9 protein-coding genes are annotated in these 12215 nt (G+C 36.3%); all 9 read right to left on the bottom strand.

Translation table 11 applies throughout. The features are described from left to right. Positions 1-9 precede the first annotated feature (9 nt). The 9 genes from RM706_RS13825 to RM706_RS13785 all read right to left on the bottom strand — a co-directional run bounded on the left by RM706_RS13825 (position 10) and on the right by RM706_RS13785 (position 12213). Positions 10-897 carry a glycoside hydrolase family 16 protein gene (locus RM706_RS13825; protein ID WP_311352555.1) on the bottom strand — a complete coding sequence of 296 codons (888 nt, stop codon included), beginning with the start codon at positions 895-897 and terminating at the stop codon, positions 10-12. 21 nt (positions 898-918) lie between these two features. Continuing rightward, positions 919-2301, bottom strand: a complete 1383-nt coding sequence (locus RM706_RS13820; protein ID WP_311352553.1) for a carbohydrate-binding protein — start codon at positions 2299-2301, stop codon at positions 919-921. A gap of 12 nt (positions 2302-2313) precedes the next feature. Further along, entirely contained in the window at positions 2314-5511 is a 3198-nt protein-coding gene (locus tag RM706_RS13815; RefSeq protein WP_311352551.1) for a glycoside hydrolase family 2 TIM barrel-domain containing protein, read from the bottom strand. A gap of 266 nt (positions 5512-5777) precedes the next feature. After that, positions 5778-8588 carry a helix-turn-helix and ligand-binding sensor domain-containing protein gene (locus tag RM706_RS13810; protein ID WP_311352549.1) on the bottom strand — a complete coding sequence of 937 codons (2811 nt, stop codon included), beginning with the start codon at positions 8586-8588 and terminating at the stop codon, positions 5778-5780. A gap of 45 nt (positions 8589-8633) precedes the next feature. After that, entirely contained in the window at positions 8634-8909 is a 276-nt protein-coding gene (locus tag RM706_RS13805) for an ATP-dependent Clp protease adaptor ClpS (protein ID WP_311352547.1), read from the bottom strand. A 19-nt stretch (positions 8910-8928) separates the two neighbouring features. Then, positions 8929-9756, bottom strand: coding sequence for a 50S ribosomal protein L11 methyltransferase (prmA, locus tag RM706_RS13800; protein WP_311352544.1), 828 nt, complete (start codon positions 9754-9756; stop codon positions 8929-8931). A gap of 17 nt (positions 9757-9773) precedes the next feature. Continuing rightward, the gene (tpiA, locus tag RM706_RS13795) at positions 9774-10523 is read right to left on the bottom strand and encodes a triose-phosphate isomerase (RefSeq protein ID WP_311352542.1); all 750 of its coding nucleotides are present in this window, start codon (positions 10521-10523) and stop codon (positions 9774-9776) included. 53 nt (positions 10524-10576) lie between these two features. Beyond that, on the bottom strand, positions 10577-11674 hold the full coding sequence (locus RM706_RS13790; protein ID WP_311352540.1) for a BT_3928 family protein: 1098 nt from the start codon (positions 11672-11674) through the stop codon (positions 10577-10579). Beyond that, positions 11671-12213 (bottom strand): DUF1599 domain-containing protein, encoded by a 543-nt coding sequence (locus RM706_RS13785; RefSeq protein WP_311352538.1) that lies wholly within the window; start codon positions 12211-12213, stop codon positions 11671-11673. The genes RM706_RS13790 and RM706_RS13785 overlap by 4 nt, the downstream gene beginning before the upstream one ends. Between the last annotated feature and the right edge of the window lie 2 nt (positions 12214-12215).

Raw genomic sequence — 12215 nt, 5'->3', positions numbered from 1 at the left:
GGAGTTAGTTTAATTATTAAATAAGTTTTCGTCCAGTTCATAAACTCGAACGTAGTCTACTAGCATCGTTTGTGGAAATTGTGTCTCCGCGTTGGGAGGGCCCACAAAAGTGCCTCCAACAGCTAGGTTCATCAAAATGTAGAAAGGCTTGTTAAATACCCAAACCCCTTGACCATCCGTTTCTTCATTGACATCTTCGGGGGTAATTTGATTATACAAGACATCGTCAACATAGTAATTTATAAAATCGGGACCCCATTCAATTCCAAAAATGTGGAAACCCGTATCAAAACGGTCATTTTCTAAGGTATATTCCTTTGAAATGGCATCACCTCCACTGTATCCAGGACCATGGACACTTCCAATTAGAATGGTAGGTTCCTGTCCGCGATACTCCATAATATCAATCTCTCCGGCTCCAGGCCAAGGATTTTCATCAATATCCGCACCCAACATCCAAAATGCGGGCCAAATACCTTGGCCAAAGGGCAGTCTAATTCGAGCTTCAAACCTTCCATATTGTTGTTCAAATCGATTTTTGGTCGACAATCGGGCAGAGGTATATGACGCTCCTTCAAAAGTTTCCTCACGGGCCGTAATCAATAGTATCCCATTTTGTATAGTGGCGTTTTCTGGGCGATCTGTGTAATACTGCAATTCTTCATTGCCCCAGCCAGGGATACCTTGTTCGGTACCATCACCCAAATCATAGCCCCAACGATTAGAATCTGGTGCGCCGTCTATGTCAAAGTTATCCTCCCATACCAGAGTAGTTGACCTGGCTACGGTCTGGATATCATCATTTTCACAACCCAAAACCAATAGGAACATACCCAAACAAAGTATCCTTTGCCCCAGATTTAACTTTAAATGTCTATTTAGAATTTTATTTTTCATTGCTTTTTACTGTTTTATGTATTATTCCGCGGTGAAGAAAATATTATCTATCGAGATATTGGATATGGTGCCATCGGACACAAAGAATAACAATCCAAGTCCTGATTTGTCCGTCAAGCCTTCAAAACTGGAGAGTGGAATAGAAAAGTCCACAAATTCATTGGAAATCAGTTCCGATGATGCTATTGTAAAGGAAGAGCCTGACTCAACGCCGTTAAGAAAATTGTTTAGTTCCAATCGAATAAAATCATCAGGATCAACAGCTTCATCTACCCTTATCTGCAAGTTAAGGGTTGTCATTTCAGAGGCATCTATCCTGTTTTCTTCGCTAAAGAAATTGATACTTACAAAATCGAGGTTAGTATATTGTATGATATCATTGCCATTCTCATCAACGACTCCACCCAGTGTTCCTTGGCCTTGAAAAAATCCATTGAAATTATCCACGGGAACATCAGCAAATAAATCACTAAAGATGGAAATAATCTGTGCCGTTGCGGATGATTCCACTAATATTCCGCCCTCCGCTCGCACACCTGCGATGGAAGCGCTAATCTCTGTCGTACCAGTATTAACCACAGTTACCTCACCCAATTCGTTAACAAACGCCACGTTTGGATCTGAACTTGTGAAATCAAAGTAAGAAGGCGCAGGAATGACCGTTTGATTAATTCCCGATTCCAAATTAAACGTCTGCTGCAACTGGCCAATGGTAAGACTTTCCCCCACTATAGTCGGAAAACGGCCTTCATTACCCCCCAGTATGGAAGGTTGGGATTGTGCTATTGTTCCTAATTTTTCAAAACGTAACTCATCAATCCAAAAAGTATACCCAAAACCATTGGTACTTTGCGTTCCGGCAGAGAAGAAGAACATGCCCCTTTCTTGTATCAATTTTGACGGATCGGGAATGGGAATGATTACCTTTCTCCAATCCGTGGATAAACGGATGTTCTGGGCAGTTACTGCAAACTTATTTTCACCAAAATCGGTTCCAAAACCTACTTCGCCGATAGTGGCTGTTGTAGAGCCTTTCGCATAAAAGGTCAAAGCGTCGAAACCGCTTAAGTCCCTGCCATCACCTCGATCTAAGAAAATCCCTCCAATAAATCCCCCATCGGGATCATCGGGAGCTGGCACGTCAATTCGTATGGACGACTGTCCTTGAAAAGCGACGTTATCATCCGTGCCAAAGCCTTCAGGATTGGCTCCGGCATTAGGGTCAAAAGAATCAAAGAACTCATCCGTAAGACCTACAGGTGCATCCGTAAAGATGTCTCCAGTGGTCGAAAATGTTGCAAACTCCACATCATCAGAGAATTCTCTCTCACAACTTGAAAACAGGGCAATTCCTAAGCCCATGATAAGTATAGAACGTAAATTGATATATTGATTATTTTTCATGTTGCTTAGTTTTTAATTCCCGATATTGATGTGGACATACGTCATAATCTCCCATTCGCTGCCATTATCGAATCCGACTGGACTTAATGTCGGTTCATTTGAAAATCCGAGCGTGGCATTGGGTAAATATCTTGGAGAAAATTCATTGAGCGAGCGCCATGTTCCTCTAATACCCACTTGAGTACTTGGAAGGATAAACCAATCTGGTTTGCCAAGTGTTGTGGATATATCCAACATTAATTGTACAGGAAATGTTAGGTTAAAATCTCTATGGTAATCAAACGGTCCCCAGTCATTAATCTTTTGAGTGTATTGAACCTTCCAATTATTATATAACATTCGGATATCGCCTCCAAAACGTTTTATTAGTCTATCACTGTCCCCATTTGCTTGGCCATTCCCATAATAGAAATTTCCTATTATTCCAAAATCCGAACCTAGCTTAGATACCATACGAGAATGAACTTCCCAAAGATCTTGGGCCGGCGCAGAATTAGGAAAAGCAAAAAAGGTACGATCTGCCAAGAATCCAATAGCGGCATCTTGTGCTGTTGGAAGATGGCGGTATACAAAACCTAAGTTCATAGCGAACTTGGCATCTTCCGATCTATCATTATCCCACTCGTACATCCATGTACCTGGAGTTGGGTCAAATGTTAATAATATTTCGCCTCCAACAGTTTCACGATTGGCACGTACTGCAAAGGGATCGTCAAGTATATTCCTTAAACGCCCTGGTCCCTGCACATCTTGCGGCATCGCATCTACTAATGGTTTTTGCCACATAAAGTTTGGAGCGATTTGAAAATTCCCTGTAGCAAAAGTAAAACCAGAAAATACACTGGTAACATTACCGCTTCCGGTATCCTTAAGTTTCCAACCGGTAAAAGTAAGTGTTTGGTCTGCACCCCCATTAGCAATTAAACCCATAGCTGACCCTTGACCATACCAGTTAAATTTTCCTCCTTCATAAGTAATTTTAGCCTTACCTCCCCAATTATCTGTTGATTGAATTTTATCTTCAAATACTGTATAGTTACCAGATTCACCCCTAACATCTTGAAAATTAATACCATTAAGTGGGCTACCGCCCCAAATTCCTCCTACAGCAACTTCAAACTTTCCAAACTCTCTTTCTACTGCAATAGAAGCTCTTTCAGTTGGCCACGGTTGTATCACACCACTACGTGTTTGGTTCAAATCTAAAACTCGTCTTCCATTATCATCTAAAACAACGTCTTTTTCGAAGTCTCTGTGATAAATACCCGTAACACCAAACTTGCCGAGATGTGTACTATACTTAAGAAGCATTGTAGGGTTTGCGCCCCACCATAACTGCGGTCCAATAGCAGCTTTTAAGCCTTTCAGAGCTCCTTTTCCGTCAACTTCCATCCCTAAAATCTCACCATTATAAATATCAAGATTAGGACCATAATTAGCTTCGGGGTAAAAACCAAAGAAGTCCCCTTCGTAACCCCAATGGTAATGGCCTGTTCTATAAAAACCCCTTAAGTCGAATTCTTTTGCGTTCCATTCAAACTCCGCTTGATACATACGTATTCTATTTACATCCTGTACGAGCACATTACCTTGATCCGTATTTACCTCTAAAGGACGAGAATTATTCTCGTAAAATATTTCATTAATGGGGTTTTGAGCTACATTCCCTACAATATTAAAGTTCACTTCTGCCCTCATGTTCGGGGCAGGATTCCCTTCTACACCGACGAAGTAAGATTGCATGTGATCAAACCCTAATTGATTAGGGAAGGTGTTTGGGTCATCTGGGTCTGCATTAACTGGTGTAGTAATCAAGCTACCTCCTGTACTAAAAGTCGAAAACTTTGCCTGAAGATTGCTGATGCGAAGTAAATTGCTCTGCTCTCCCGTCAAAGCTGCTTTATCACCACGTGCCCTAAGCACTGCATCCATCAACTGTATATTATTAAAATGATTATCGACAAAATCAAGATTCACCCCTTCATCATAGGGATTTAGTTGATGCGCATCTTTTAATGCATAGTAAGCAGCTCGTGGATAAAGTTGATACAAACCCCTAGGGTCTGTTTGCCCTTTGGCACAAATACCAAACCACTCTTCATTCATATTGTTGGCTCCTTCTGATGCCAAATCTCTAGCATAGCCACCATTTGACCATGATGCGTTATTATCATGAACATCAGCATTTTTTCTATCGTCAAAACCGAATTTCCACCATCCATCACTAAACTGAAATGTAAATCCACCTATCGAGTTATTGGCTTTACCTAAACCAGCAGCATTCTCATAAATCTCTTTCCAATTTTCCACCATATAGTAGGCTTGGGAATATTGATCTTCTTTGTTGTCTATGGCATTAAAGGCATCAGCTCCAAACTCCGTAAACATGAGTGGTTTATTGAGCTTATCTTTAACCACATCAAACATATCACCGAAAGAAGCTCCTCGATAGGTATTGGTTCCATAGATATCAACATCTTTACATTCTTCCGCAACAATGTCAATAAAGAGTACATCCCCATTACATATAGCCACAGGATGTGAATCGTCCATTTCTTTCATCATTTTGGCTGCCTCGTTCATTAGTCTATACATCGGTCGCCCGCGCAACTCGCCTATAGCATCAATCTTTTCTTGACCATCAGGAAAATCTTCAGTTTCTGCTCCAGCCCAGAAAAGACCATAATTATTCTCGTTCCCCAATAAATACAATAGAAGACCAGGAGTATCCTTATAACCCTCAACTAGCTCTTTCATGTCGCTCATTAAAAGTTCCATGGTTTTTGCATCATCATAAATGGTCACTGGGGTCCAAACACCTTCTATGGTCAAGCCATATCTACCGAAAGAATGGTTTAACATGGTATAAATACCATAGTTCTCATAGATATAACGGATCCACTTTGCTGGAACCCCTGTATACTGTCTTATCACATTAACACCCATATTCTTCAAAAGTGACATCTCAGTATCAAGACCAGCTTTAATAACGTCGTCAGACTTGGTCCAAAAGGCGGCATTTACCGTATTGGTTCCAATTGGGATATAATCCCAATTCATACCATTAATCATAAAATCTTCTCCATTAACAACCAATTTCATCCCAGCTTCATCATCATTTACAACGGAAACTTTAGCCGACTGACTTAAAGCAGCTATAGTCGCTAGAATGAATGTTGATGTCAATAGTTTTTTTAGATATGTATTCATATGCGTTATTTTGAGTTTCTAAACTTATTGTTAAATATTGTCAAAACCGCAAAATCAACCTATACAAAAAACATACAATATAATTTAGGCAATACAATATTGAGAATATGACAATTGATAGATGTTTTGTTTAATTTTTTTTCAACAAAAAGGTTTTTTCAGCCCTTATGATTAAACAAAAAACAATGACCCAAAAAGCTATTGTATAGGTAATGTTGAGGTCTTATTTAGTTGTGATGTGGTAAATCAATGAAGTGTTGAGTTAATTATATAGTCAAAATATAGTTGACAAGGTTATCTTCGTGTTGAAGATTTAGTTTTTTCCTTAGTCGGTATCTTTTAATTTCGACACTTCTGGGAGAGATATTAAGCAATTGGGCAATTTCTTTAGAAGACAAATTCAACCTTAAATATGCGCATAACTTTAAATCATTTGGTGATAACTTGGGATGTACCTTTTTTATTTTTTTCAGAAACTTACTATCCGCATTATTAAAAGCTTCTTGAAAAAGCTCCCAATCATCATCTTGATTTAAATTTTCATTTATTACTTGAATTACTGGTTTAATAGCTTCTCTATCTTTAATTGGTGAAAGCTCATTCTTGATTTTTGTCAATAACTCATTCTTTTTAATAATATTCATTGTAGACGCGGCAAGTTCCTTACTTTTACCTTTAAACTCCGCTTCTAACTTTTGATTTTTGATCCTTATGATTTCTTTTTCACTTTGAATTTGGGCAAATTCAAGCTCCTTTCTGTTCTTTTCAATGAGCTTTTGGCGTTGTTTTTTATAATACCCTTGATAGATATTATGCATTAGAAAAGAAAATAATAAAATTCCCAAAATATAGAATACCACCATAGTATTGGAGATATACCATGGCTTAGCTATTTTGAAAGAATAAGTTGCCGTATTCAACGATAACTCCTTACCAATTTTACTTCTCACATTAAAAGTATATTTACCGTAAGGAAGGTTTTCAAAAGAAATGGTATGGTCCTTGGTCCAATCACTCCATGAATTATACATCCCATCTAGCTTGAATTGGTATTCCGTATCAAAAAACTTGTTGAACTCAGGTGTATAATAAGCTATTTCAATATTTTTCTCATCTGCTAAGAAATCGCCTTCTTCACTATTATACATTATCTTTCTTGAACCACCTTGTTTAACCACTGAAACATAATCTAGAAATATTTCAAACTTTCGAGGTACAACCTCATTTAGATTAGTTGTTAAGAAACCTGATGTTGTGCCCATTAAATACTTATTATTCCCTAAACTCAGTATATTTTCATAACCAAGAATTCCATTTCGAATATCCTTTGTGAGTGCTATATTATTTATTTTAGGAGTGTTTGTTAATGGTTCGTATTCTAAAAAATTTATCCCAGATTTTGTGAACGCCCATAAAACATCCTTTTTTTCATCAAAAATCAGTTTCCCAGATTCGTAATCTTCTTCGGCATATAGCTTACTAAAAAGAGTATCCTTTTTAAATTTTTCTTCTACCTCTTTATATACATATATTCCCTTTTTATACGAATAAAGAATTTCTCCTTTATATTTAACCATTCCAGAATTTGCCCCTTTAAGCGACCTATCTTCAGAAAAATTCTCAACTCTTTGAAAAAGTGAATCAACTTTTAATTTGAAAACACCGTTATATTCATGATTGACCAAAATTGTAGTTTCTATGGTTTCAAAATATCTAGAAGAATTTTTAAAACCTTCAATTTTATTCCTTAATGCCCAGATGCCTTCATCTGATTTTTCCAAAACATATAAACCATCATAATTTCCCTGTAGCAGAAAGTTTGAATTATCATCCAATAAGGCAATATCCCAAGTTCCTGGAATATTGGCCACTTTAGTCGCTAATCCGTTATTTATTAAAAAAGTACCCGAATGATGGGCACAAAATAGCATACCGTTGATGTTTTTCAAACTCCAAACTTGACCTTTAGTTCCCTTAACAAACTTGAAATTTTCAAAACTATCTAACCTTTTATAGAACAATCCCTGATTGGTACCCAAGTATAATATTTCATTTTTAATTTCCGCAACATAGACACTACCTAAAACACCTTTATCATCATTAAATACCCTATAGGGGGATTTGGTATTCAAGTAACTTATACCGTTATCCAAACCAAGCCAAATATTACTTTGAACATCTTCAAAAACAGATAAAACCGTATTATTCAATAGACCGTTATTAAGACTTATCTGGTTTAAAAAATCACCATTTTCATTGACATATACCACTCCATTTGATATAGTGCCTAAAACAAAATACCCATTCTTCGACTTGATACCATCATAAAAGGTAAGTGTAGCTAAAAACTCATTTGAGCTCATATTTGATTTTGTAAGGATACCATCCTTTAGGTCAAAGAATCCTTCACCTTGCGTAAGTATCAATAAATCATTGCCTTTTTGAAAGATATTAATGATCTCATTAGCTCTTAATATTGGATCGGCCGAAACTAAAGTATCTGCACCATACTCTATTCTAAAAACACCCTCACCAATTTTTTGAAAATATATGGTCTCACCTATCTTCGCTATGTTGGTGATAGTATTGTCTGAATCAATGGTCTTGAACGTATTGTTGGTAATATTATATATGTATATTCTCTTTTTTGATTGAAATACAATTAAATCGCCCAGCTCAAGAATATTCCAAAATTCTTCATCTTCTACTAAAGGAATGTCTAAATTTTTTGAAAGTGAGGTATAGTTCAGTACTCCAAAATCATCTCTTTTCCAATAACCAAACTCCATATAACAGCCTGTATAAATTCGGCCGTTAACAAACTTGACCGACCTCATTATACTTTCATTCGGACTAGGGTATAGATTCCAAACAGCACCATTAAACTCCAATAATCCCTTGCTATTTGCTACATAAATATGATTAGAAGAAGCTTGAGAAATATCCCAATTTTGATTCTCTCCATTATAATCAACAGAAGTGAAATTTTTTATAGGTGGTCTTAGTTGAGAAAATAGAGTGGCACTAAAAACTAAGAAAATGAATTGTAAAAAAAAACGCAGTCTAAAACCAAGCATTGTTAAAGATAAGAAACTATAGAATCTTAATCTAATTGCTACTATCTAGACCAATTCTGCACTTAAACCAGCTTGTAGCAATTTAGAACACCTTGGCTTTAAATCATCGTACTCTCCAGTTTTTACAGTGCATTTACCATTATGATGTACTATTAATGAGCATTGTTCTGCCTGCTCAGGAGTATGGTCGCAAACAGAAATCAGGGTATTTATAACATGATCAAAAGTGTTGACCTCATCATTAAAAAGTACTATTTCACTTTGCTTTAACACTTCTTCCTCTAAGAGAAGTTCTTCGGAGATTTTTTCTTTAGTGCCCATATTTTAGGTTTACTAAAAACTAAAATACATATTTTGCAGCAACCCAATTATTCTTTTCCAATTTTTTTTCAAATTGTAAATTATGGGCACTACATTTTTTAGATATCATATCTAAATCACTTAAATAGAAGCCACTAAGAAATAAGAATGCATTTCTATCCAAGCATGAAGCATAAATTGGGATGTCTTCTAAAAGAGTATTTCTATTAATATTAGCTAAGATGATATCATATTTCCTTCGAGAAAGCAAACTTGAATTGCCTTCAAAAACTTTGATTTTATTGGACCCATTACGCTCAATATTTTCAACAGAATTTAAATAGCACCAATTGTCAATATCAATTGCTTCAATGTATGACGCTCCTCTCATTTCTGCCAAAATCGCTAATACCCCTGTACCGCAGCCCATATCAAGAACAGTTTTACCATTAAAATCATTATCTAAAATATGTGAGAGCATCATATATGTAGTCTCATGATGACCGGTACCAAAACTCATTTTTGGTTCAATAACGATATCATAATCTGAATCTGACTTTTGGTGAAAAGGCCCTCTTACCATACAGCGATTATCCACTATTATTGGCTTGAAACCTTTCTCCCATTCAGCATTCCAATTTTGTTGCTTTACAAGCTTGGAGGTCCAGTCAATTTTGAATTCAGTCGAACTTAAAATGTATAAATTAGCCAAACTATTCTTATCAATATTTGCTTCGGAAATGTAGGCTATAAGCCCACTTTCTTGCTCAACAAAACTTTCAAAACCAATTTCACTTAATTCGGCAATTAAGATATCGGAGGCGGGCTGCAAAGGATAAATGGTAAACTGAAACTCTAAATATGTCAATGTCTTTTCTTAAAGAGCTAGATTGCTTTTACAATCTCCATAAAATCATCACATTTTAATGATGCACCACCTATCAAGCCACCATCTACATCAGGTTTAGAAAAAATCTCTTTTGCATTATTAGGTTTAACACTACCACCATACAAAATAGTAACATTCTCAGCAATTGAGCCATTAAAGGCAGTGGCAATGGTTTTTCTAATAAAGGCGTGCATTTCCTGTGCTTGTTCTGGGCTTGCAGTTTCTCCAGTGCCAATAGCCCATACTGGTTCATAAGCGAGCACAATTTGTTTCCATGAGGATGAATCTAAATCAAATAACACGTTTTTCAACTGGTTTTCAACAATATTAAAATGATTGCCCGATTTTCTATCCTCTAACTCCTCACCAAAACAGAAAATAACTTTCATATTCTTATCAAGAGCTGTATTGACTTTTTTAGATAACAACTCATCATTCTCATCAAAAAGAGCGCGACGTTCAGAATGCCCAAGAATTACGGTATCTACTTCAATGTTCAATAGCATATCAGCCGATATTTCGCCGGTAAATGCGCCACTCTCTGCAAAATGCATGTTCTGCGCTGCCACTTGAATTACAGATTGGGATAGTTGATTAACTGCCGAAGCTAGATTGACAAAGGTTGGTGATACGATAACTTCCGCCTTAGTATCTGGTAATTTTGCTGCCAACTCTCCTAAAAGTGCTTCCGTTTCTTCTAAATTTTTGTTCATTTTCCAATTCCCAGCAACTATTTTGGTTCTCATTTTCTTTTGTTTAGGTTTTAGTTTTATGAGTTTATTAATTATTCTTTTGAAATCTAATTAAAATTCAACTCATCAAAATCATTATAGTGTGTTTTTTGTAAAATGGTCCCTCTTTCTAAAATTAGAATAGCAGGGTTAGAACGCACTATTGTTTTTAGCGTAGTTTCATCGGTAAAGTAGAAATCAAAGTTTAAATCATACTCCTTTATCAAGGCTTTTCCAATTTCATCATTTGAGGCTGACATGCCAATTACTTTGTATCCTTTGCTCAAAGCGACATCAGTGTTTTTTTTGAGCGATTCAAAAACCTCATAATTACTTTTTGCCAAATCATAGGCAATCACCATCACCAATTTTTCTTCTTGCAACATGGAAGCTGTAAAATCTACCCCATCTCTCTCTATGGTAAAATCATGAACCGGTGGTTCATAGCCTTTTTGAATTTCAGTGGTTTCAACTCCAACAAAGTCTCCATTAACTGTTGGATAATCACCATTGGTTACCAAAATTTGTTCTTCCCCATTTACATTGAACTTCCAAGCATATTCATATATTGCGTTTGGAGCATCATCAGGTACAGTCATTCCTGCTTCAATATTAGTTCCTATTTTATACGGCCTAAAATCTTTTGATGGTAAATGGTTCAAAACATGATTGCAAAATAAAATACACCCGACAAGTGATACTATCATCAAAATCGTATTAGTTCTATTATTAAATATTGGTTTTAAATAGTTAACCCCCAACAGAAGAATCAATATAAATGCCAACAAAACAATATCTTTTGTAAATGACTCCCAAGGGGTCAGTTTTACAGCATCACCAAAACACCCGCAATCGGTTACTTTATTAAAATATGCAGAGTAAAAAGTTAAGAAAGTGAAGAATATTATCATTGCCAAAAGGCTCCATATCGTAAACTTGGGTTTAAAACCTATGAGTAGCATAACACCCAACAATACTTCAATTATCACAACAACAATTGCTATGGTCAAAGCATAGGGCATAAAAAAAGGAAGGTCTAACACGCCTTGACTAAAATATTCTTCAAGTTTAAAGGAAAAACCAACTGGATCATTAAGCTTTATAAGTCCACTTATAATAAAAAGTACCCCAACAAAAACTCGAGAAATGGCTACGATATATTTCATTTGTTTTCGTTTAGGTGAATTAAAGCAAAAACAGCATAATTTATCATATCTTGATAATTGGCATCTACCCCTTCACTCACTATTGTTTGACCTTTATTATTTTCAATTTCCTTAACCCGTAATAGTTTTTGTAAAATCAAATCAGTCAATGAGCTTACTCGCATTTCTCGCCATGCCTCGCCGTAATCGTGGTTTTTGTCTTCCATCAATTTTTTGGTCAAAGCGACTTTTTCATCATATAGTTTAATGGCTTCATTAGCATCTAAATCAGGGCTATCCACAACCCCTCTTTCAATTTGAACAAGCGCCATAATCGAATAGTTTATTATACCCACAAACTCCGATTGTTCCCCTTCATCAACCTTTTGCACCTCATTCTCTTGAAGACCTCTTATGCGCTGGGCTTTAATAAATATTTGGTCTGTTAAAGATGGTAACCTCAATATTCGCCATGCAGAACCATAGTCTTTTGTTTTACTAACATATAGTTTGCGACATTCCGCAATAACCGCATCGTACTGTATGGAAGTTTGTTGCATAT

Source organism: Croceitalea rosinachiae, from assembly GCF_031846445.1.
In the GTDB taxonomy this organism is placed as follows: domain Bacteria; phylum Bacteroidota; class Bacteroidia; order Flavobacteriales; family Flavobacteriaceae; genus Croceitalea; species Croceitalea rosinachiae.
The sequence above is the reverse complement of the archived record's forward strand: the minus strand, read 5'-3'. Positions and strand labels throughout refer to the sequence as shown.

Bases quoted from the DNA above. Each gene is read 5' to 3' on its own strand.
- RM706_RS13825 (WP_311352555.1), bottom strand. From the start codon at position 897: ATGAAAAATAAAATTCTAAATAGACATTTAAAGTTAAATCTGGGGCAA.
- RM706_RS13820 (WP_311352553.1), bottom strand. From the start codon at position 2,301: ATGAAAAATAATCAATATATCAATTTACGTTCTATACTTATCATGGGC.
- RM706_RS13815 (WP_311352551.1), bottom strand. From the start codon at position 5,511: ATGAATACATATCTAAAAAAACTATTGACATCAACATTCATTCTAGCG.
- RM706_RS13810 (WP_311352549.1), bottom strand. From the start codon at position 8,588: ATGCTTGGTTTTAGACTGCGTTTTTTTTTACAATTCATTTTCTTAGTT.
- RM706_RS13805 (WP_311352547.1), bottom strand. From the start codon at position 8,909: ATGGGCACTAAAGAAAAAATCTCCGAAGAACTTCTCTTAGAGGAAGAA.
- tpiA (WP_311352542.1), bottom strand. From the start codon at position 10,523: ATGAGAACCAAAATAGTTGCTGGGAATTGGAAAATGAACAAAAATTTA.
- RM706_RS13790 (WP_311352540.1), bottom strand. From the start codon at position 11,674: ATGAAATATATCGTAGCCATTTCTCGAGTTTTTGTTGGGGTACTTTTT.
- RM706_RS13785 (WP_311352538.1), bottom strand. From the start codon at position 12,213: ATGCAACAAACTTCCATACAGTACGATGCGGTTATTGCGGAATGTCGC.